Annotated in this window: 21 protein-coding genes and 1 riboswitch; of the genes, 15 read left to right on the forward strand and 6 right to left on the reverse strand. The window is 64.2% G+C overall.

Translation table 11 applies throughout. The features are described from left to right. The first annotated feature begins 134 nt into the window (after positions 1–134). The 3 genes from DLM46_RS02020 to DLM46_RS02030 all read left to right on the forward strand — a co-directional run bounded on the left by DLM46_RS02020 (position 135) and on the right by DLM46_RS02030 (position 2,255). Positions 135–914 carry a DeoR/GlpR family DNA-binding transcription regulator gene (locus tag DLM46_RS02020; RefSeq protein ID WP_115099020.1) on the forward strand — a complete coding sequence of 260 codons (780 nt, stop codon included), beginning with the start codon at positions 135–137 and terminating at the stop codon, positions 912–914. 310 nt (positions 915–1,224) lie between these two features. Further along, on the forward strand, positions 1,225–1,422 hold the full coding sequence (locus DLM46_RS02025; protein WP_165847895.1) for a hypothetical protein: 198 nt from the start codon (positions 1,225–1,227) through the stop codon (positions 1,420–1,422). Positions 1,423–1,628: 206 nt separating this feature from the next. After that, positions 1,629–2,255, forward strand: coding sequence for a TetR/AcrR family transcriptional regulator (locus DLM46_RS02030; RefSeq protein WP_115099022.1), 627 nt, complete (start codon positions 1,629–1,631; stop codon positions 2,253–2,255). 61 nt (positions 2,256–2,316) lie between these two features. On the opposite strand, the gene DLM46_RS02035 is transcribed toward DLM46_RS02030, so the two are convergent. Beyond that, entirely contained in the window at positions 2,317–2,691 is a 375-nt protein-coding gene (locus tag DLM46_RS02035; protein ID WP_115099023.1) for a hypothetical protein, read from the reverse strand. 200 nt (positions 2,692–2,891) lie between these two features. On the opposite strand from DLM46_RS02035, the gene glpD reads away from it, so the two are divergent. The 4 genes from glpD (at position 2,892) to DLM46_RS02055 (ending at position 7,726) form a co-directional block, all read left to right on the forward strand. Beyond that, a complete protein-coding gene (glpD, locus tag DLM46_RS02040) occupies positions 2,892–4,427 on the forward strand; it encodes a glycerol-3-phosphate dehydrogenase (RefSeq protein ID WP_115099024.1) in 1,536 nt (511 codons plus the stop codon). A gap of 164 nt (positions 4,428–4,591) precedes the next feature. Next, positions 4,592–6,091: a glycerol kinase GlpK gene (gene glpK, locus DLM46_RS02045; RefSeq protein ID WP_115099025.1), complete on the forward strand. Its 1,500-nt coding sequence runs from the start codon at positions 4,592–4,594 to the stop codon at positions 6,089–6,091. A gap of 94 nt (positions 6,092–6,185) precedes the next feature. Next, positions 6,186–6,899 carry an MIP/aquaporin family protein gene (locus tag DLM46_RS02050; RefSeq protein ID WP_115099026.1) on the forward strand — a complete coding sequence of 238 codons (714 nt, stop codon included), beginning with the start codon at positions 6,186–6,188 and terminating at the stop codon, positions 6,897–6,899. A 140-nt stretch (positions 6,900–7,039) separates the two neighbouring features. Further along, a complete protein-coding gene (locus tag DLM46_RS02055; RefSeq protein WP_115099027.1) occupies positions 7,040–7,726 on the forward strand; it encodes an HAD family hydrolase in 687 nt (228 codons plus the stop codon). 160 nt (positions 7,727–7,886) lie between these two features. Here the strand turns inward: DLM46_RS02055 and ribB are convergent, their stop codons facing one another. The 4 genes from ribB to DLM46_RS02075 form a co-directional block, all read right to left on the reverse strand. Then, positions 7,887–8,633, reverse strand: coding sequence for a 3,4-dihydroxy-2-butanone-4-phosphate synthase (gene ribB / locus DLM46_RS02060; protein ID WP_115099028.1), 747 nt, complete (start codon positions 8,631–8,633; stop codon positions 7,887–7,889). 144 nt (positions 8,634–8,777) lie between these two features. Beyond that, a riboswitch (FMN riboswitch) is annotated at positions 8,778–8,961 on the reverse strand. A gap of 134 nt (positions 8,962–9,095) precedes the next feature. After that, positions 9,096–9,785: a helix-turn-helix domain-containing protein gene (locus DLM46_RS02065; protein ID WP_115099029.1), complete on the reverse strand. Its 690-nt coding sequence runs from the start codon at positions 9,783–9,785 to the stop codon at positions 9,096–9,098. Between the two features lie 177 nt (positions 9,786–9,962). Beyond that, entirely contained in the window at positions 9,963–11,129 is a 1,167-nt protein-coding gene (locus DLM46_RS02070) for an MFS transporter (RefSeq protein WP_115099030.1), read from the reverse strand. Positions 11,130–11,145: 16 nt separating this feature from the next. Next, positions 11,146–11,553 (reverse strand): VOC family protein, encoded by a 408-nt coding sequence (locus DLM46_RS02075; RefSeq protein ID WP_115099031.1) that lies wholly within the window; start codon positions 11,551–11,553, stop codon positions 11,146–11,148. Between the two features lie 117 nt (positions 11,554–11,670). Between DLM46_RS02075 and DLM46_RS02080 the strand changes: the two genes are divergently transcribed. From DLM46_RS02080 to lnt, 7 genes are all read left to right on the forward strand, one after another. Beyond that, the gene (locus DLM46_RS02080; RefSeq protein WP_115099032.1) at positions 11,671–12,654 is read left to right on the forward strand and encodes a LysR family transcriptional regulator; all 984 of its coding nucleotides are present in this window, start codon (positions 11,671–11,673) and stop codon (positions 12,652–12,654) included. A gap of 173 nt (positions 12,655–12,827) precedes the next feature. Beyond that, on the forward strand, positions 12,828–14,201 hold the full coding sequence (miaB, locus tag DLM46_RS02085; protein WP_115099033.1) for a tRNA (N6-isopentenyl adenosine(37)-C2)-methylthiotransferase MiaB: 1,374 nt from the start codon (positions 12,828–12,830) through the stop codon (positions 14,199–14,201). Positions 14,202–14,307: 106 nt separating this feature from the next. Then, positions 14,308–15,375 (forward strand): PhoH family protein, encoded by a 1,068-nt coding sequence (locus DLM46_RS02090; protein WP_115099034.1) that lies wholly within the window; start codon positions 14,308–14,310, stop codon positions 15,373–15,375. A gap of 57 nt (positions 15,376–15,432) precedes the next feature. Next, positions 15,433–15,894 (forward strand): rRNA maturation RNase YbeY, encoded by a 462-nt coding sequence (gene ybeY / locus DLM46_RS02095; protein WP_115099035.1) that lies wholly within the window; start codon positions 15,433–15,435, stop codon positions 15,892–15,894. Positions 15,895–15,922: 28 nt separating this feature from the next. Then, a complete protein-coding gene (locus DLM46_RS02100) occupies positions 15,923–16,720 on the forward strand; it encodes a gamma-glutamylcyclotransferase (RefSeq protein WP_244305791.1) in 798 nt (265 codons plus the stop codon). Positions 16,721–16,955: 235 nt separating this feature from the next. Further along, positions 16,956–17,849, forward strand: coding sequence for an HlyC/CorC family transporter (locus DLM46_RS02105; RefSeq protein ID WP_115099271.1), 894 nt, complete (start codon positions 16,956–16,958; stop codon positions 17,847–17,849). Positions 17,850–17,898: 49 nt separating this feature from the next. Further along, positions 17,899–19,587, forward strand: a complete 1,689-nt coding sequence (gene lnt / locus DLM46_RS02110) for an apolipoprotein N-acyltransferase (RefSeq protein WP_115099036.1) — start codon at positions 17,899–17,901, stop codon at positions 19,585–19,587. 169 nt (positions 19,588–19,756) lie between these two features. On the opposite strand, the gene DLM46_RS02115 is transcribed toward lnt, so the two are convergent. Then, positions 19,757–20,371 (reverse strand): glutathione S-transferase family protein, encoded by a 615-nt coding sequence (locus tag DLM46_RS02115; protein WP_115099272.1) that lies wholly within the window; start codon positions 20,369–20,371, stop codon positions 19,757–19,759. 326 nt (positions 20,372–20,697) lie between these two features. On the opposite strand from DLM46_RS02115, the gene DLM46_RS02120 reads away from it, so the two are divergent. Further along, a complete protein-coding gene (locus DLM46_RS02120; protein ID WP_115099037.1) occupies positions 20,698–22,104 on the forward strand; it encodes an aminopeptidase P N-terminal domain-containing protein in 1,407 nt (468 codons plus the stop codon). The last annotated feature ends 4 nt before the right edge of the window (positions 22,105–22,108 follow it).

Consider the following 22,108-nt stretch of genomic DNA (forward strand, 5'->3'; position numbering starts at 1 on the left):
TCGCACAAGTTGGCAGACAAGAGGGGCGAAGGTCTTACAATATCTGACTCCTGTCCACGCATCGATCGCCCTCCGGCAAAGCGGACCGCGCCAGCGGCCGGGCGACGCCGCCCCAAACCGACCACCCGAGACACATGACCCGAGACCCCCGCCTGACTCTCAATGCCCGGCAACAGGAACTGCTGGAGTGGGTGCAACGCGACGGCTTCGTGACCGTGGACGACCTCGCGGCCCACTTCGACGTGACGCCGCAGACGATCCGCCGCGACGTCAACTGGCTCGCCGACATGAACCTGCTGCGCCGCTATCACGGTGGCGCGAGTCTGCCGACCAGTTCCGAGAACGTTTCATACACCGCGCGTCAGCGGATGTTCCATGAAGAGAAACGGCGCATTGCGGCGCTAGTGGCTACTCACATTCCCGATCAGGCGTCGCTCTTCATCAACCTCGGCACCACCACCGAGGAAGTCGCTCGTGCGCTCAACCGGCACCGCGGTTTGCGCGTGATCACCAACAACCTGAACGTCGCCAGCATGATGAGCGGCTATCCGGATTGCGAAGTGCTGGTGACAGGCGGCATCGTGCGGCCGTGGGACAAAGGGATCGTCGGCGAACTGGCGATCGATTTCATCCGCCAGTTCAAAGTGGACTTCGCGATCATCGGCACGTCGAGCATCGAGACGGATGGCACGCTGCGCGATTTCGACACCCGCGAAGTGCGGGTGGCCGAAGCGATCATCCAGCATGCGCGCACGGTCTTCCTCGCCGCCGACAGCTCGAAATTCGGCCGACCGGCGCTGGTTCGCCAAGGCCACCTGGACCAGATCGACGCACTGTTCACCGACGCCGCCCCGCCCGCCGAGATGGCCGAAACCCTGGCCGCCGCGAACTGCCAGGTGTACATCGCGCAGTGAGGCCAGGCATTCTCCGCCATGTTGCAGCGCACGCCAAACTTCGAGTGAAATCAAGGATTTGCTCGCAGCCACAGACCGCCTCGACGGCGCCCAATTGTCAAAGGGAAAATTTACTGGGGCGGATTTGGTGTTTAACGAGCGGTTGACTACACTCCAGTTCCCCGGCGTCCGTTCCGCGTTACGCGTAGTGCCGGTTGTGTGACCGAACCTGTGTATGAGCCGTACCTCCCGCCCAATCCTGTAGCGGACTTCACTGGCACCTGCCAGTCGCCGGCAAGGCTGTCCGCGTTTGCTTGACATGGAGAGAACGATGCTGAGTCCGCATGAATTCGCCACGTTGTTGCTCGTCAAGGACGCTCCCAATCAAGTCGACATGGAGCGAGAAGAACTCGACGCCCTGCTTGAACGCCAGCTCGTGCAACTCGAACGGCTCGCGTCGGGCAACGAACAATGGCGCGTGACCGAAACCGGCGACAGCGCAATCCGAGCCATCAAGCGTTTCTCCTAGTTTTTCCCCGTCGGCCTGCCCGGTCGACGTTCGACAGCACGAAAGCGGGCTGCGCGCCGGTTGTCATTGGCGGTATAAAGCGCGCGCCCTGGAAAACCGCCTCGCCTTCTCTTTCGGCAAAACTGCCGGTCCGCTCGAGCGGACGTTTTATTGTGCCCACCTCATTTACACAGTAAATTGACGCGACGGATCCTCTGCCTTCGCGCATGCCCAAAACACTCTCCTCCCACGACATCCAGCAATTCCGCGAAACCATGCGGCGCGTGGCCGAAAACGCCTTCGCCACGCGCGGCGCGCAGGGCGTGACGATGCGCGAACTGGCAAAAGAACTGGGCTGCAGCGCGATGACGCCCTATCGCTATTTCCGCGACAAGGACGAGATCCTCGCCATGGTCCGCGCCGCGGCGTTCAACCGGTTCGCGGCGCGCCTGGAAGCAGCCGCTGGACAGGCGCCGGACACCCACCCCTCGGCCGTCAGCGACGCGTACGTGGCGTTCGCGCTCGACGAACCGCACGCCTACCGTTTGATGTTCGATCTGACGCAGCAGGATAGCGGCTACCCGGAACTCGCGGCCGCGTCGCAGCGCGCGTGGCACATGCTCAGCTCGCACTTCGAGCGGCTGGTGGCGGCCGGTGTTCTGGAAGGCGATCCGCAATTGATCGGTTACGCGTTCTGGGCGAGCCTGCATGGCTTCACGATGCTCGCGCTCGCCAATCAACTGCCGCTGCCGCGAGCGCAGCAGCCCGCCGCGCTCAAAGCGCCGACGCGCGAAGCCGTACTCGCGCAGATTCGCCAGATGTTGTGGCGCGGCGCGCAACCGCAGCGCACTTAGCCTTGAACGCGAAAATTCAGGAAACCTGGCAGGAAATCAGGCAAGACACCGAACGAAAAATTCAGCCGCTGCGCAAAGTCGGATCGACCGCCGCGCGCCAACTCAACGCCTTGGCACGCTGGTCGATAAAGAACGTCACCCATTGATTGCGTGCCTGCGGATCGCTGCTCGCGCCCAGGCTCCTGTAATGCTGCGCGATCGACGCCTGGAACGCGCAGTAATCATCCTTCGACAGCTTGCCGCGCCGGTTCGCCACGTAAGCGTCGAACAGCGTCACATAAACGCCTTGCGCATCGTTGCCGTAGTCGACTGCCTGGGCGCTGCACATCTGTTGCAACGACGCGAACGACGGCGCGCCCGTCGTCACGTTCAGGCTCGGCGTGCCGACGCATCCCGCGACAAGCGCCGCCGCGCCGATCATCCAAAGTCCACGCATGAATTCACCTCGATAGGGCTGCTGCCGTGAGTATCGTCCGTGCCTGCGCGTCGCGCCACCACCCGAGCCAACCGATTAGAGGATCCCTCAGACAAATCGAACTTTACTTTTTCGAATATGTTCACTAAAGTTCGCAAACGAACACTATCGGTTCGATAGATTTTCCCAACGGCTATCCGGATACGTAGAGGACACAGCAGGTGACGCAAGGCTCAAAGTACGATTTGCTCGTCGTCGGCGGCGGGATCAACGGCGCCGGCATTGCACGCGATGCGGCGGGCCGTGGCCTGTCGGTGTTGCTCTGCGAGCAGGACGATCTGGCGGCGCACACGTCGTCGGCCAGCACGAAGCTGATTCACGGCGGCCTGCGCTACCTCGAATACCGCGAGTTCGGGCTGGTGCGCAAAGCCTTGCAGGAGCGCGAAACGCTGCTGCGCGCGGCGCCGCACATCATGTGGCCGCTGCGCTTCGTGATGCCGCACATGCCCGATCTACGTCCGGCCTGGCTGATCCGCGCCGGCCTCTTCCTTTACGATCACCTCGCCAAACGCGAGCTACTGCCGGGCTCGCGCGGCATCGTCATGCGCAACCATCCGGCCGGCGCGCCGCTGATCGATTCGATCAAACGCGGTTTCGTGTATTCGGACGGCTGGGTCAATGACGCGCGTCTGGTCGTGCTGAACGCGCTGGATGCGCAAGAACGGGGCGCGAAGATTCTCACGCGCACCCGGCTGATCAGCGCAGTGCGCGCCGGCGGTGAATGGCGCGCGCAACTCAGGCGCGCCGACGGCACGATCCTCGACGTGCGCGCCGCTTCGATCGCCAATGCGGCCGGTCCATGGGTCGGCGAACTGCTGCAAGGCGCGCTCGGCCGGGAAGCGACGCACAGCGTGCGTCTCGTGAAAGGCAGTCACATCGTTACGCGCCGCCTGTTCGAACACGATCACGCGTACATCTTTCAGAACCCGGACAAGCGGATCATCTTCGCGATTCCATACGAACACGATTACACGCTGATCGGCACGACCGATATCGAGTATCGCGGCGACCCGTCGCAAGTCGCGATCACGCCGGACGAAACGCAATATCTGTGTGATTCGATCAACCGCTACTTCAAGCAGAAGATCACCCCGCAAGACGTGCGCTGGACCTACTCGGGCGTGCGTCCGCTGCTCGAGGAAGAAGGCGCGGACAACCCGTCGGCGGTCACGCGCGACTACTCGCTCGAACTCGACGCACCCGCGGGCGAAGCGCCGCTGTTGTCGGTGTTCGGCGGCAAGATCACCACCTTCCGCAAGCTGGCCGAAGAAGCCGTGGACAGGCTCGCGCCCACGCTGCAAAACAACACGCGTTCGTGGACGGCCGGCGTGCCGTTGCCCGGCGGCGATATTCCGCAAGCGAACTTCGAGCGCTTTCTCGCCCAGTTCAAGCAGCAGCATGCGTGGCTGCCCGCCGACCTCGCGCATCGCCTCGCTCGCGCGTATGGCACGCGAGTCGGAAAAGTGATCGGCAACGCAAAGTCACTGGCCGAACTCGGCAACGCATTCGCGCCGGGTCTTTACGAAGCCGAACTCGTTTATCTTCGCGACGTCGAGTGGGCGCGCAGCGCGCAGGACGTGTTATGGCGCCGCTCGAAACTCGGTTTGCACGTCGAGCCAGGCACGCTCGATTCGATCACGCACGACATCGACGCGTGGTTCGTGCGCGAACCCGTCGGACACAAGCAGAACGCGTAAGGCCGTGGCAACGCGGCCTAATCGCACAACCTGACACGCTTCACCCCTCGGCTACGGATAAAGCCGGGACGCACCACCGACTGTTGCAGCCCGCTTAAAACAACAAGCCGTTCCCGTCGCCGGTTCGCAAGCCGGCGATTCATAAAACGCATGGAGAAGAGACAATGCAGGATCAATACATCCTCGCGCTCGACCAGGGCACCACCAGCTCCCGCGCAATGCTGTTCGACCGGCTCGGCAATATCGTGTCGACCGCTCAGAAGGAGTTCCAGCAGATCTATCCGCGTCCGGGCTGGGTCGAACACGATCCACAGGAAATCTGGGCAAGTCAAGCCGGCGTCGCCGCCGAAGCCGTCACGCGGGCCGGCATGAACGGCACGTCGATCGCGGCGATCGGCATCACCAATCAGCGTGAAACCACCATCGTGTGGGATCGCGAAACCGGTCACCCCATCTATAACGCGATCGTCTGGCAAGACCGCCGCACCGCCGACTTCTGCGACCAGCTCAAAGAGCAAGGTCTCGAAGAAAAGGTTCGTGCGAAAACCGGCCTGCCGATCGACTCGTATTTCTCGGCCACCAAGATCCGCTGGATTCTCGACAACGTCGAAGGCGCGCGCGAAAAGGCCAGGCAAGGCCGCCTCGCATTCGGCACGGTGGATAGCTGGCTGGTGTGGAATTTCACGAAGGGCGGCCTGCACGTCACGGATGTGACCAACGCGTCGCGCACGATGCTGTTCAACATCCACACGCTGAAGTGGGACGACGAACTGCTCGAAGCGCTCGATATTCCGCGCAACATGTTGCCGGACGTGCGTGCTTCGTCGGAAGTGTACGGGTCGACCAAGACCACCGTGTTCGCCTCGAAGATTCCGCTCGCGGGCATCGCCGGCGACCAGCACGCGGCCCTCTTCGGCCAGATGTGCACGCAGTCGGGCATGGTGAAGAACACCTACGGCACCGGCTGCTTCCTCGTGATGAACACCGGCGACAAGCCAATCGAATCGAAGAACAATCTCGTCACCACGATCGCATGGCAGATCGGCGACCAGATCAATTACGCGCTCGAAGGCAGCATCTTTATCGCGGGCGCTGTCGTGCAGTGGCTGCGCGACGGTCTCGGCATCATCAAGAGCGCGGCGGAAATCGAAACGCTGGCGCGCAGCGTGCCGCATGGCGACGGCGTGTATCTGGTGCCCGCCTTTGCCGGCCTCGGCGCGCCGCACTGGAATGCACGCGCTCGCGGCACGCTGTTCGGCGTGACGCGCGGCACGACCTCGGCGCATATCGCACGCGCCGCGCTCGATTCGATCGCGTACCAATCGCTCGACGTGCTGAAGGCGATGGAAGCCGACTCCGGCATTCGCATCGGCGAATTGCGCGTGGACGGCGGCGCTTGCGCAAACAATCTGCTGATGCAGTTCCAGGCGGACATTCTCGGCGTCGACGCGGTACGCCCGCAGGTTTCGGAAACGACCGCATTGGGCGCGGCGTATCTGGCCGGTCTCGCGGTCGGCTACTGGAAAGACGTGGACGAACTGCAAAGCCAGTGGAAGCTCGACCGCCGCTTCACGCCTGCCCTGCCGCAGGCCGACGTCAAGGCATGCCTCGACGGCTGGCAACGCGCGATTCGCGCCGCGAAGGCCTGGGCCGACACGCCCTGATCGCACCTGGCACCGTTCCATAAAACAGCTTTCGACATAACGAAGCCGCTTTCTCAAGCGGTTTCCCTAATAATCATATTTCGGAGAACCAACCATGTCTCCTTACATTGCAGAATTCATCGGCACGGCCCTCGTGGTGCTGCTCGGCGACGGCGCCGTCGCCAACGTTCTGCTCGCGCGCACCAAAGGCAAGGGCGCGGATCTGATCGTGATCGTGATGGGCTGGGCAATGGCCGTGTTCATCGCCGTCTATGTGACGGCGTCGTTCAGCGGTGCGCATCTGAATCCGGTGGTGACGATCAGCCTCGCGCTGGCCGGCAAGTTCGCATGGACCAAGGTGCCCGGCTACGTCGCGGCACAGATGCTCGGCGGCATGGCGGGCGCCCTGCTCGTCTGGATCGCGTATCGCCAGCACTTTGCGAGGGAAGGCGATGCCGACGTGAAGCTCGGCGTGTTCTGCACGTCGCCGGCGATCCGCAGCGTTCCGAACAACCTGCTCACCGAAATGATCGCGACTTTCGTGCTGATTCTCGGCGTGCTGTATCTGGCATCGCCGCAAGTCGGTCTGGGCGCGCTCGACGCGTTGCCGGTCGGCCTGCTGGTGCTCGGCATCGGCATCTCGCTCGGCGGCCCGACGGGTTACGCGATGAGCCCGGCACGCGATCTGTCGCCGCGTCTGATGCACGCGCTGCTGCCGATTCCGGGTAAGCGCGACAGCGATTGGCACTATGCGTGGATTCCGGTGCTCGGGCCGCTCGCCGGCGGCGCGGCGGCCACCTTGCTGTACCTGTACCTGCACACGCATTGACCGTGCGGCACGCGTAAGCACAGACGGAAAGCGACGCCGCCGCGCAGGCGGCGTCAAAGCACGTATCATGTTGCTTTCAATCTCCGCGCATGGGCTTGCAGTAATCTTGCCCATGCGCTTCTCGCTTTCCGTTTCAACGCATGATCGACCATCTCATCTGTGACTGCGACGGCGTGCTCGTCGACAGCGAAATCATCGCTGACCGCGTGCTCTTCGAAACGCTGTCCGCCGCCTTGCCTGGCCTCGATTTCGAACCCGTCGTCAAAACGGCGTTTGGCCAGCAGACCTCGCGCTTTCTCGAAGACATCGAAAAGTCGTTCGATGTCACGCTGCCCGCGAATTTCCTCGAAACCGTCGAGCACAACGTCGAACTCGCGCTTGCCGCGTCGCTGAGTCCGATCAACGGCGTGCGCGACGCCTTGCAACGCGTGACGCTGCCGGCCGCGGTCGTGTCGAACAGCCGGATGGCGCGCGTGAACGCGTCGGTGCGGCGCGCGGGTTTGCAGCAGATTTTCGGCGAACGGATTTTCAGCGCCGAACAGGTGGCGCGGCCGAAGCCTTTCCCGGATGTGTATCTGTTCGCCGCGAAGACGCTGGGCGTGGAGCCTTCGCGATGCATCGTCGTCGAAGACAGCGTGGCGGGTCTGAATGCGGCGCGCGCGGCGGGTATGAAGACGATCGCGTTCGTCGGCGCGAGCCACATCCCCGACGGCTATGCGGACGCGCTGCGCAAGATGGGCATGACGCGCATCATGAAGCACATGGACGAGTTGCCCGCGCTGATCGAAGCGGGCGTGCGCGGCGAGTTTGGCGACGTGCAGTCGTAACGGCCCGGGCCGTGGCCATTGCCGCCAGCGTAATCGCCACAAAATAGCCGGCTGGCTATGAACCGCAGCCCAAAAGTTGGACACCGGTCCAACTTTGCGGCGTCAGTTCAGTTCACTAGCCGGCTTTTTTAACGAACGCGCGTCAGCGCGTATCTGCAACTCAGGCCTCGTCGGCCACGCATTCCCGTGCCGTCGCCAGCGCCTCGCGGAATTCCACCAGTTCGGCAATCGTCAGCATCGGCAGATTGTGTTGCGCGGCGAAGCGCTCGACGTCGGCGCCGCGCGTCATCGTACCGTCCGCGTTCATCAGTTCGCACAGCACGCCAGCCGGCTTCAGACCCGCGAGAATCGCCAGATCGACCGTGCCTTCGGTGTGGCCGCGGCGCGCCAGCACGCCGCCGGGCATCGCGCGCAACGGGAATACGTGGCCCGGACGCACGATGTCGGCGGGCTTCGCCGTATCGGCGATCGCGGCGCGGATCGTGGTCACACGGTCGAGCGCGGACACCCCCGTCGTCACGCCGTCGCGTGCTTCGATCGAGACAGTGAACGCGGTGCCATGACGGCTTTCGTTGGTGCTGACCATCGGCGGCAGTTCGAGCGCGCGGATCTTGTCCTCGGGCAGGCACAGGCAGACGATGCCGCTGCATTCGCGAATCAGCAACGCCATGGTTTCGACGGAAAGACGCTCGGCGGAAACGATCAGATCGGCTTCGTTCTCACGGTCGTGGTCGTCTTGCAGGACGACGGCGCGGCCATCGCGCAGCGCTTCCAAGGCGGCGGCGATACGCGGCGGGACAGGCTCGGTGGCGAGCAGCGGGAGATCGAAGAATGCATCGTCCTGCAAGGGGACTTCCCTCGGGGCGTTTGCAATCGTTGACGGTTCAGGAAAAGTAGCAAAAGACATGTGAAACGCTCATCGCAAAAGTTGGGCGAAAAACGTTTCAGGGCATTGCAAACAGACAAAGACGCACCGCTGAACGCCGCGCAAAACGACGCTCGCGCACCGCCAACCCCCCAGGCGGCGCCACGGAAACGAACATGACTATCTGCACATCTTCTTCCATCCGGACTCTAACCGTCGGCTCTGGCTTCTCACCAGATCTGCTGACCCCGCCGTGTCTTCCATGCTGCGAAGACGCTTGCCAGGCGGGCGCTCGCGGGCTCGTCGGCTCACGCTTTCGCGTTGCCGACATACCGCCGGTGGGGAATTTCACCCCGCCCTGAAGACGCACTGATTGCCGGATCGACCGGCTGGCGAAGCATACAACAGCCGCGCCGCACGTGCAGCGCAACCCTACAGACCAAACGGACACTTCCGTCTGGCAGCGCACGCGGAACCACGCTCGCGCCGCGCCGACTCACTGAATCAAACCGGCGCGCTCTGCCGCGTCGCCTCGTGAGAGGCGGGCACGTCCCAGCGCGGCGGCGATTCCGCTTTCAGCGTCACACGAAACGCGCGCGCTTCGGTGTCGCCGGGATTGCGCAGAGTGTGCGGCTGATCGGCATCGAAGACGATCGCATCGCCCGTGGCCAGCAATTGACGCTGATCGTGCACGCTGACTTCCAGCGTCCCTTCGCTCACCACCAGGTTCACGGTCGTGCCTGGCGCGCGGCGCGTGCCTGCCTCGGTATGCAGCGGCGCGATGCGCAACTCGTGAAACTCGGCGACGGTCGGCTCGGCTTCCGGATAAAGCGGCCGGGCCGAGTAACGGCCGTTCGAGCTGACCACGCGCGACGAGCGTTCGGCCGGCAAATGCTCGAAGCCGTTCGTCGCGTGACGCCGCAAGAACGCCGCCACCGACACCTTCAGCGCCGCCGCGACCTTGCAGAGCACCTTGATCGACGGCACGCTGCGCGCCGACTCGATCTGCGCGAGCATCGCTCGCGAAACGCCTGAAGCGCGCGCCAATGCGTCGAGCGACAGTTGCCGCTCGGCGCGCAAACGGGCGAGATTCACGCCGACCAGATGTTCCAGTGCATCGAAGGGTTCGGCGGCACGCGGCGACGCTTCGGTGTCAGCCGCGGGATCGCGAACCAGCGCAAGCGGGGAATGCATGATTGCCTCCAGGAGCGCCGCCGGACGGCGGGCAAACGGTTAGTGGAGGCAAGATAGCATCGCGCCTGACTCAGCCCAACGAAGTTATCTTCACACTGTTATCAGCATTGCGGAGGACGATTCCCGCAAAGCTTGCGCGAATTTTTCATATGCGCGTTCACACGCGGATTCGCACGCTCAAGCCCGCTGCGCCACGGTCGCCGCCGGCGCATCCATCCGCGCGGCGAACCACGTCAGCAGCAAAGCGACCGCGCTGACGGCTGCCGCCACCCAGGGCAGGGTATCGAGCGCATGGCCGTGATCGATCACCAGAGCGCCGAGCCACGCGCCGCCCGCATTGCCGACGTTGAACGCGCCGATGTTCAGCGTGGACGCCAGATTCGGCGCCGCGGCCGCCTTCTCGACCACGCGCATCTGCAACGGCGGCACGGTCGCGAACGCGGCGATACCCCACACGAACACGGTAATCGCCGCCGCCACCTGCGAATGGCTGGTGCGCGCGAAGATCGCCATCACCACCGCGAGCGCGACCAGAATGCCCATCAGCGAAGGCATCAGCGCACGGTCCGCGAGCTTGCCGCCCACCGTATTGCCGATCGTCAGGCCGACGCCGAACAGCACGAGAATCAGCGTCACGCCACGCGGCGAGAAGCCGCTCACCTGCTCGAGAATCGGCGCGATGTAGGTGAACACCACGAACACGCCGCCAAAGCCGAGCACCGTCATCGCGAGCGCGGTCCAGACTTGCGGGTCCTTCAGCACGCGCACTTCATGGCCGAGGCCGAGCGGACCGGAATCGTGACGATTCGGCACCAGCGCCGTCACACCCGCCAGCGACAACACGCCGAGCGCGCTGACGATCCAGAACGCGGCACGCCAGCCGAACTCCTGACCGATGAAGGTGCCGAACGGCACGCCCAGCACGTTGGCGAGCGTCAAGCCGGTAAACATCAGCGCAATCGCGCTCGCGCGCTTGTCGGCCGGCACGAGCGAAGCCGCCACCACCGCGCCGATGCCGAAGAACGAGCCGTGCGCAAACGAGGTCACCACGCGCGCGACCATCAGCACCGAATAACCGGACGCGACCGCACACAGCGTATTGCCGACGATGAACACGCCCATCAGCAGTTGCAGCGCGAGCTTGCGCGGCATCTTGCTGGTGATCACCGCGAGCAGCGGTGCGCCGACCGCGACGCCGAGCGCGTAGCCGCTCACGAGCAAACCGGCCGACGGAATCGACACCGCCAGATCGTGCGCGACCTCGGGCAGCAAACCCATGATCACGAACTCGGTCGTGCCGATCGCGAATGCGCTGATCGCCAGCGCCAGTAATGGAATGGGCATCCTTCTTCTCCAGGTTCTAAAGTTGAGCGTGGTGCACATGACGCAGCGCGGTCACGAATTCGACGACCACCCCCGGCGCGAGCGCGACGAACAGTTGCAATTCAGCTTGCTGCGGTCCCATCCGCGGCACTTCGGCGAGCTGGTAGGGCATGTCGGCCGCCTGCAGCCGGCCAAGCAGCGCCTGCCATTCGCCGGTGCTCTCCAGCCGGAACGCAATGTGGTCGATGCGCGGCGCCGAATTTCCCGCCAGAGCCGGAACGGTGGCGTCCACCAGATGAATCACCGGCCGGCCGTTCGCATACAGCCAATTGCCGTCGATCGAAAACGGCGGACGCGCGCCATCCGTCAACCCGACGACGTCGACGAAAAAACGTCGGGCGGTGTCGAGTTCGGCAGTGACGATCGTCGCGTGATCGAGTTGCATGACGTCGGCGCCTCAATGCGCTTAGGGGTTTTCGAGGGGTGCATTGTCGGCGGAGGGCGTCGATTTGATAATTGGCGTAGCATTTGAAGCATTTTCAAATCATTTTGAAATATCGTGATGGATAACCTCGGTGACATCCGCCTGTTCGTCGAAGCGGCGCAGCAGGGCAGCCTGTCGGCGGCGGGCCGCAAGATGGGCCTGACGCCGGCCGCCGCCAGTGCGCGCCTCGCCAAGCTCGAAGCCGGCCTGAAAGCGCGCCTGTTCGAGCGCACCACCCGCCAGTTGCGGCTGACCGACGAAGGCCGCCTGTATCTGAACTGCTGCCGTCAGGCGCTGCAATCGCTCGATGACGCCGAAGCCGCGCTGCAAGCCGGTCAAGGCGTGGTGCGCGGCAAAGTGCGGATTTCCGCGACTTCCGATTTCGGCCGCAATCTGTTGATGCACTGGCTCGACGAGTTCAACGCGCTGTATCCGGAGGTGACGTTCGCGCTGACGCTGTCGGACTCGCTGTCGAATCTGGTGCAGGAGGACATCGATCTGGCAATCCGCTTCGGCGTGCCGCAGGACAGTTCGCTGGTCGCGCGCAAGCTGGCGCCGAACCGGCGCGTGTTGTGCGCGTCGCCGGATTACATCGCGCGGCGCGGCGAGCCGAAAGACCCGCACGATCTGGCGAATTTCGACTGCATCGTGCTCGGCACCGCATCGGGGCCCGTCAATGAATGGCGTTTTACGCGCGGCGACGAAGTGCAGCATTACACCGTGCCCTTCGAGACCGCCCGCGAGACCAACGACGGCGCCGTGGCCCGCGAATGGGCGCTGCGCGGCTACGGGATCGTGATCAAGTCGATGTGGGACGTGGAAGCGGATCTGCGCGCCGACGGCCTGAAAATCCTGCTGCCCGAGTGGCGCTATCCGGACGCGCCGCTGCACGCGCTCTATCACCGCAACCGCTTCATGGCGCCGCGCGTGCGCGTGCTGCTGGATTTCCTCAGCGAGCGCTTCGCGCAGGTGTCCGACGAACTGGAGGGCCTGCTGGGCTTGCCGCCGGAGCGGCCGGAAGCAAAGGCCGCAGCAGAAACCGCACCCGATGAAGGGCTATAATATTGAGCTACGCTGCAAACGTGCATTGAAAGTGGCCCAAGCGTGGCCCCATGTCAGTGACAAATCACTGGGAAGTGCCGCCCCGCGGCCGGTTCGCACGCTGCCCGCACGTTTGGCCTCTCTTCACCTTTAAACGACGCCCCCAGGTTAACCACTGCGACCGGCGAAATTCGATGACCAAGAAAGTTTATGTAAAGACCTTTGGCTGCCAGATGAACGAGTACGATTCCGACAAGATGGTCGACGTACTCGGCGCGGCTGAAGGACTCGTCAAGACCGACACGCCGGAAGACGCGGACGTCATTCTGTTCAACACCTGCTCGGTGCGCGAAAAAGCGCAAGAGAAAGTCTTCTCCGACCTCGGCCGCGTGCGCGAGCTGAAGGAAGCGAATCCCGATCTGATCATTGGCGTGGGCGGCTGCGTAGCAAGCCAGGAAGGCGCGTCGATCGTTGCGCGCGCACCGTATGTCGATCTGGTGTTCGGTCCGCAAACGCTGCACCGTCTTCCGCAGATGATCGACAAGCGCCGTGAAAGCGGCCGCGCGCAAGTCGATATCTCGTTCCCGGAAATCGAAAAGTTCGATCACCTGCCGCCGGCGCGCGTCGAAGGCCCGAGCGCGTTCGTGTCGATCATGGAAGGCTGCAGCAAGTACTGCAGCTACTGCGTCGTGCCCTACACGCGCGGCGAAGAAGTGTCGCGCCCGCTCGATGACGTGCTGACCGAAATCGCCGGCCTCGCCGACCAGGGCGTGCGCGAAGTCACGCTGCTCGGCCAGAACGTGAACGCGTATCGCGGAGGCCTCACGCTCGGCTCGACCGAGATCGCGGACTTCGCCACGCTGATCGAATACGTCGCCGATATTCCGGGCATCGAACGGATTCGCTACACCACGTCGCACCCGAAGGAATTCACGCAGCGCCTGATCGACACCTACGCCAAGGTGCCGAAGCTCGTCAGCCATCTGCATCTGCCGGTGCAGCACGGTTCCGACCGCATCCTGATGGCGATGAAGCGCGGCTACACCGTGCTCGAATACAAGTCGGTAATCCGCAAGCTGCGCGCGATCCGCCCCGACCTGTCGCTGTCCACCGACATGATCGTCGGCTTCCCCGGCGAAACGGAAGAAGACTTCGGCAAGATGATGGCGCTCGTGCACGACATGAAGTACGACACCAGCTTCTCGTTCATCTACAGCCCGCGCCCCGGCACGCCGGCCGCGAATCTGCACGACGACACGCCGCGCGAGGTGAAGCTCAAACGTCTGCAACATTTGCAGGCCACCATCGAAGAAAACGTGCAGCGCATCAGCGACGCGATGGTCGGCAAGGTCGAGCGGATTCTGGTCGAGCGCCCGGCGCGCAAGGACCCGAACGAACTCGCGGGACGCACCGAGAACAATCGCGTGGTGAATTTCCCGGCGCCGGTAGCGTCGCACGCGCGGCTGATCGGCCAGATGGTCGACGTGAAGATCGTCCAGGCGTATCCGCATTCGCTGCGCGGCGAGCTGGTGCTGGTGCACGACGACGCGCCCGCGACCACCCACTGAATTCACTGAGCCACGTCACTGAGCCACGCCACTGAGCCACGTGCCCGCACGACGCCGCCCGTTACGCAACTGAGCGTTTTGAAACCGACAGGATCGATCCACCGCCTTGAAGACCACTCAGCAGCATCTGGAATTCACCGCACCGCGCGATGACAACGCGCGGCTCGCCAACCTCTGCGGACCGCTCGATGAAAATCTGCGGCAGATCGAGCAGGCGCTCGACGTGACGCTGCAACGCCGTGGCCATCGCATCACGATTCGCGGACGCGGCGCGAAACTCGCGCTCACCGCGCTCGAAAACTTCTACAACAACGCACGCGAGCCGCTGTCGGTCGACGACATCCAGCTTGCGCTCGTCGAAGTACGCAATCCGGCGCGCCATCGCACGAACGGCAACGGCAGTGAAGAAGGTGATGCGCGCTTCCCCGGCAATCCGGATCATCCGTTCGACCAACCCGCCGACAACGGCGACGACGACCTCGAAGAACTCGGCCCGAAGCTGTATACGCGGCGTGCCGATCTGCGCGGCCGGACGCCGGCGCAACGCGAATATCTGAAACAGATCGTCTCGCACGATGTGACCTTCGGGGTCGGCCCGGCCGGCACCGGCAAGACGTATCTCGCGGTGGCGTGCGCGGTGGATGCGCTGGAGCGCGATCAGGTCAAGCGCATCGTGCTGACGCGTCCGGCCGTGGAAGCGGGCGAGCGCCTCGGCTTCCTGCCGGGCGATCTGGCGCAGAAGGTCGATCCGTATCTGCGCCCGCTCTACGACGCGCTGTACGACCTGCTCGGCTTCGACAAGACCGCGAAGATGTTCGAGCGGCAGATGATCGAAATCGCGCCGCTCGCGTACATGCGCGGCCGCACGCTGAACCACGCGTTCATCATCCTCGACGAAGCGCAGAACACCACGCCTGAACAGATGAAGATGTTCCTCACGCGGATCGGCTTCGGCTCGAAGGCGGTGGTGACCGGCGACACGACGCAGGTCGATTTGCCGCGCGGCGCGAAGAGCGGGCTGATCGAAGCGCAGCAGGTGCTCTCGGAAGTGCGCGGCATTGCGCTCACGCGCTTCACCAGCGCGGACGTGGTGCGGCATCCGCTGGTCGCGCGAATTGTGGAGGCGTACGATGCGCATGCGCAGAAATCCGTCAATCCGGCGGATTCCCGCTGACCGACGTCGATTTCCGTCGAAAATGCCGTCGCCAGGAAAGCAACAAATCCATCAAGCATGAGCCGCGCCCCGAAACTGACGTTGAATCTGCAATTCCCCGCCTCCAAGGCCTGGCCTGAACACAAGGCGCTGCTGCCGCGCGCCACCGTGGCCCACTGGATCAAGGCGGCGCTTTTCGCGGACGGCGAACTGACGGTACGTTTCGTCGACGCCGAAGAAGGCCGCACGTTGAACCGCACCTATCGCGGCAAGGATTACTCGACCAACGTGCTGACCTTCGCGTACGCCGAATCCGAAGACGATCCGGTGACGGGCGATCTGATCCTGTGCTGCCCGGTGGTCGAGCAGGAAGCCGCCGAACAGGGCAAACCGCTCCTCGCGCACTACGCGCATCTGCTGGTGCACGGCACGCTCCACGCGCAAGGCTACGATCACGAGGTCGAGGAAGAAGCCGAGGAAATGGAAGCGCTCGAAACCGAAATTCTCGGCAAGCTCGGTTTCCCCGATCCGTACCAATAGACACTGACATCATCGCTTGAAGCCCACCGTGAGCACCTCTTCCCCCGAAGCCGACACCCGAACGCCCTGCCCCGACTACCCACCGGCGCTTGGCGAATCGCGGCTGCTGACGGACGAGGAACTGCGCGCGTCGCTCGAATGCACGTTGCGCGACTGGAACCGCAAAAGCGATCTGTGGCTGTTCGGCTATGGCTCGCTGATCTGGAATCCCGGCCTGCCCACTGTCGAAGCGACCCGCTCCAGGGTGCATGGCTATCACCGCGGGCTCTATCTGTGGTCGCGGGTGAATCGCGGCACGCCGGAGCAGCCGGGCCTCGTGCTCGCGCTCGATCGTGGCGGTTCCTGCACCGGGATCGCGTTCCGGCTCGCGGCCGAAGGCGCGATGCCGCATCTCGACGCCTTGTGGCGCCGCGAAATGGCGATGGGTTCGTATCGCCCGGCATGGCTGCCGTGCGTGCTCGCGGACGGCCGGCGCGTCGATGCGCTCGCGTTCGTGATGCGCCGCGACGTGCCGAGCTACACCGGCAAACTTCGCGACGAAGTCGTCAAAACCGTGTTCGGTTGCGCCAGCGGCCGCTACGGCACGACGCTCGATTATGTCAGCCGCACCGTCCATGCGCTGCGCGAAAGCGGCATGCCGGACCGCGCGCTGGAAGCGCTGCTCGAGCGTTGCCACGAGGCAAGCGGTAACGAAAGTCGTGATGAAAGCCGCGACGAAGGCCGCGCGACCGGCGGCGAAGCGGGCAGCGAATTGGACAATCAAGCGGACAATCAGGCGGACGGCCACGCGCGCCTCGCCGTCGGTCGGGCAGCGCGTTCCGAGTAAACCTCCGCACAGGCGCCGCGCCGTTGCGCACGAGCGCCGCGAGCCGCGTTTTTTTGCTCCAGAACGTCTTTTGCCGCGTAATCAGTTAGGATTGACGTACGCCCCTTTGCTAGCGGAGGGGCGGTTTCACAGCGGCTCACTCATCGGCCAGCCCGGCGGGACACGGTCCTGCCATGTGCCTGGTGTATCCTTAATGCTCTGCAACAGCGCGCCCAGTCTCGCCGGGCGCACTACCATGAACGACACGTATCCCAGTCGACGCCATACCGACAAACCGCAAGAAAAGCGCTCACTCCTCGAGCGACTGACCGACTTCATCTCGCCTGAGCCCGACTCGCGCGGCGAGCTTCTGGAAATTCTGCAGGACGCGCATGAGCGCAACCTGATCGACGCCGACTCGCTGTCGATGATCGAGGGCGTGTTCCAGGTTTCCGAACTGTGCGCGCGCGACATCATGGTGCCGCGCGCGCAAATGGACGCGATCAACATCGCGGACAATCCCGCTGAATTCATTCCCTACGTGCTGGAAAAAGCGCACTCGCGTTATCCGGTCTACGAGGGCAATCGCGACAACATCATCGGTGTGCTGCTGGCCAAAGACCTGCTGCGCTATTACGCCGAAGACGAATTCGATGTGCGCGGCATGCTGCGCCCCGCTGTCTTCATTCCGGAGTCGAAGCGCCTGAACGTGCTGCTGCACGACTTCCGTGTGAATCGCAATCACCTCGCGGTGGTGGTCGACGAATACGGCGGCGTGGCCGGTCTGATTACGATCGAAGACGTGCTGGAACAGATCGTCGGCGACATTGAAGACGAATACGATTTCGACGAGGAAAGCGGCAACATCATCGCTTCGCCGGACGGCCGGTTCCGCGTGCGCGCGCTCACCGAGATCGAGCAGTTCAACGAGGCCTTCAGCACGCATTATTCGGACGAGGAAGTCGATACGATCGGCGGCCTTGTCACGCATCACTTCGGACGCGTGCCGCATCGCGGCGAAAAGGTCCGCATCGACGATCTGATCTTCGAGATTCTGCGCGGCGACGCCCGCCAGATCCACATGCTGCTGGTGCGCCGCGATCCGCTTGCCGGCCAGCGCGAGCGCGACGCACAGCACGTGCAGACCTGAACCTGATCAATTTCTCGTTTCTTCAACTTCTCACGCCGACCGCGCAACAATGGCCGACCCGATTACTTCCCGTTCGCGCCGCGGCGTGAGTGCGCCTGCCGCCGAGCAAACACGCGGCCGCGCGCTGCCCCGCTGGCACTATCTCGTCGCTTTGGCCGCCGGCGCGGCCAATACGCTTTCGTTTGCGCCCACGCCGCACGGCGGCTGGCTCGAGCTCGCGATCTTCACATTTTTCTTTGCCTGGCTCACCCGCACGACCGGCTGGAAGAGCGCCGCGCTGACGGGCGGCGCATTCGGCTTCGGCAACTTCGTCACCGGCGTGTGGTGGCTGTACGTCAGCATGCATGACTACGGCGGCATGGCCGCGCCGCTGGCGGGCGCGGCGCTCGTGCTGTTTTCGCTGTATCTGGCGCTCTATCCGGCGCTGGCCGCGGGCGTCTGGTCGTTCTGCGCCGGCCACGCGCGCAACGGCGCGCTCGAGAACGCCCGACCCTTCTCGCCCACCTGGCACGGTGCGCTGGCTTTTGCCAGCGCCTGGGCGATCGGCGAATGGCTGCGCGGCACCGTGTTCACCGGCTTTCCGTGGCTCTCGAGCGGCTACGCGCAGGTGGACGGGCCGCTCGCCGGGTTTGCGCCGGTGGCGGGCGTGTACGGCATCGGCTGGATGCTGGCGCTGGTGGCGGCGTTGCTCGTGCAAGCCTGGGTACGTTTGCGCGAGCCGCTCGGCGCCGTCGGCGGCGCTGGAGCCAAACGCGGCGGCACGCGTGCCGCCGTGCCGGCGCTAGTTGCGGTTGCGCTGCTTGCGGCCGGCATGGTGCTGCCGCTCGCGCATTGGACCGTGCCGGCCAACGCGGCGCTCTCCGTGCGCCTGCTGCAAGGCAACGTCAAGCAGGAGATGAAGTTCGAAGAAGCGGGCATGCGCGCCGCAATCGACCAGTATCAGCAGATGATCACGTCGAAGCCGGCCGACCTGATCGTCACGCCGGAAACGGCCATTCCGGTACTCGCGCAGCAATTGCCGCTGCCGTTCGCGTCGGCGGTGCGCAACTTCTCGGATACGACCGGCACCGCGATCCTGTTCGGCGCGATCGGCGGCACGATCACGCCGGAAGGCCGGCTGGTCGACTATACGAACAGCCTGTTCGGCGTCACGCCGGGCACTCACGACGTGTATCGCTACGACAAGCACCACCTCGTGCCGTTCGGCGAATTCGTGCCGTGGGGTTTCCGCTGGTTCGTCAATCTGATGCGCATTCCGCTCGGCGATTTCGCGCGTGGCGCGCCGGTGCAGAAGCCGTTCGTCGTGCACAACCAGCCGGTCGCCGCCAACATCTGCTACGAGGATATTTTCGGTGAAGAGATCGCGCGAACTATTCGCGAAAGCGCTACGCCCGCCGGCGTGCTGGTCAATTCGACGAATCTCGCCTGGTTCGGCGACACGATCGCGCTGGATCAGCATTTGCAGATTGCCCGCATGCGTTCGCTGGAGACCGGCCGGCCGATGCTGCGCGCAACCAACACCGGCACGACAGCCGCGATCGATGCGAACGGCAAAGTGCTTGGACGCCTGAGCCCGTACACGGTCGGCTCGCTCGACGTGACGGTGCAAGGCACCTCGGGCAGCACGCCTTATGTGACGAGCGGCAACAACACGGTGCTGGCGGTTTCGTTGTTCCTGCTGGCGTTTGGGTTTGCGTTCGGGCCGGGGATCAGGCGGCGGCAAAACGGTACGAACTGAAGCGGCGATAAAACGCCGCTACGGCGCGTCCGGGCTTAATGCACAAAATGCACGCTGGCGCCGTTGAATCGCAAAAAAATGTCAGCCAGGAAAAAGCGCGCGCTCTGAAGACCAGATGCGCGCGCTTCGTCAACAAAAACTCACTTACCGCGGCCCCTACGCCGCCCGCTCAGTTCGCCGGCACCGTATCAATGAACGACTGGCGCAGCGACAGTTTCTGGAAATGCTTGTCCAGATTCGGATACGCTTCGCGCCAGTTCAGCTCGGGCATGCGGAAATCGAGGTAGCCCAGCGCGCAGCCCACAGCGATATCCGCGAGCGAGTAGTGATTGCCCGCGCACCAGGGCTTGCTGCCCAAGCCCTGCGACATCGCGATCAGGCCTTCGTCGATCTTGCGCTGCTGCCGCGCGACCCACGCATCCACACGCTGTTCGGGCGTGCGCTGGGTGCCTTCGAGGCGAATCAGCACCGCCGCGTCCAGGATGCCGTCGGCCAGCGCCTCCCAGCAGCGCACTTCGACACGCTCGCGCCCCGACTGCGGAATCAGCTTGCCGACCGGCGAAAGCGTATCGACGTACTCGCAGATCACCCGCGAATCGAACACCGCTTCACCGTCTTCCATGACAAGGCACGGCACCTTACCGAGCGGGTTGAAGGTGTGAATGGTGGTTTCCGCCGCCCAGACGTTCTCGAGCACCAGCTTGTAGTCGATCTTCTTCTCGGCCAGCACGATCCGCGCTTTACGCGCGTACGGGCTGCCGAGCGAACCGATGAGTTTCATCATCACATCTGCCCTTTTCTTGAATTCGGCGAAAGTATAAGTGGTCGGCGGCATTCCGAGCGCGGAGCCATATGCTGACAGGCCGCGTAAATGCTTGCTGTGGATGGATTGCAACATAGCAACATTGCCGCGCCGAAAGCCGGGCGTCTACCTGGCTAAAGGGCCAATTGACTGAAAGACCGACGAGGGAGGTGCGCCGCACCGCCGCCGTCGCGCGTCTGACCGGCGCCCAGCGCCGGCCTGCCGCCCCGGGCGCGAGGTTGGCGCCGCCACCTCGGCCATCGGGATCCGCACAAAAAAGTCCTCGCATTGGGCGCTACAATCGCACGATGAACCAGCCGACCGAACCCGTCATCGCCATCGACGTTTACCGCCAGCGCCGCGAGCGCGTACTCGCCGCGCTGCGCGCAGCGGGCGGCGGCGTCGCCATCGTACCCACCGCGCCGGAAACGCTGCGCAACCGCGATGCCGATTATCCATACCGGCACGACAGCTACTTCTATTACCTGACCGGTTTCATCGAACCCGAGGCGCTGCTCGTGCTCGACGCAAGCGCGGCGCCCGGCGAGCCGGCCTCGATCCTGTTCTGCCGCGAGAAAAATGTCGAGCGCGAGACGTGGGAAGGCTTCCGTTTCGGCCCGCAAGGCGCGCGCGAGGCGTTTGGCTTCGATGCAGCATTTCCGATCGGCGAAACCGATGCGCATCTGCCGCGCCTTCTGGCGGACAAGCCGGCGCTGCATTACGCGCTCGGCGGCTCGGCAAAACAGGACGAACAGGTGCGCGGCTGGCTCGACGCGGTGCGCGCGCAAGGCCGCAGCGGCGTCGCTGCGCCCACTGCCGCGCGCGATCTGATACCGCTGCTCGACGACATGCGGCTCATCAAGGACGACCACGAACTCGCGATCATGCGCCGCGCCGGCAAGATTTCCGCCCAGGCGCATCGCCGCGCGATGGCCGCGTGCCGGCCAGGCGTGCGCGAGTACGAACTCGAAGCCGAGCTGCTGTACACCTTCCGCAAGTTCGGCGCGCAAGCGCCGGCTTATACGTCGATTGTCGCCGCGGGCGCGAACGCCTGCGTCCTGCACTACCCGGCCGGCAACGCCATCGCGCAGGACGGCGATCTGATCCTGATCGACGCGGCCTGCGAACTCGACGGCTACGCTTCGGACATCACCCGCACGTTCCCCGCCAGCGGCCGCTTCACGCCGGCACAGCGCGAGCTGTACGACATCGTGCTGGCCGCGCAGCAGGCCGCCGTCGACGCCACCCATGCCGGCGCCACCTTCGACGATCCGCATCAGGCCGCCGTGCGTGTGCTGTCGCAGGGCTTGCTCGACACCGGCATCGTCGAGCGGACGAAATTCGCGTCGGTCGACGACGTGATCGCCGAGCGCGCCTATGCGCCGTTCTACATGCACCGCACCGGCCACTGGCTCGGCATGGATGTGCACGATTGCGGCGACTATCGCGAGCGCGGCGCGCCGCGCAACGAAGCGGGCGCGCTGCCGTGGCGCAAGCTGCAGACATCGATGACGCTGACCATCGAGCCCGGTCTCTATATCCGTCCGGCCGAAGGCGTGCCGGAGCGCTACTGGAACATCGGCATCCGCATCGAGGACGACGCGATCGTCACCGCGACCGGCTGCGAATTGATCACGCGCGACGTGCCCGTCGCTGCCGGCGAGATCGAAGCGCTAATGCAGGACGCCCGCGCGGCCCATGAAGCGAGGAAGTAACCCG

Source organism: Paraburkholderia lacunae, from assembly GCF_003353175.1.
Classification (GTDB): Bacteria; Pseudomonadota; Gammaproteobacteria; order Burkholderiales; family Burkholderiaceae; genus Paraburkholderia; species Paraburkholderia lacunae.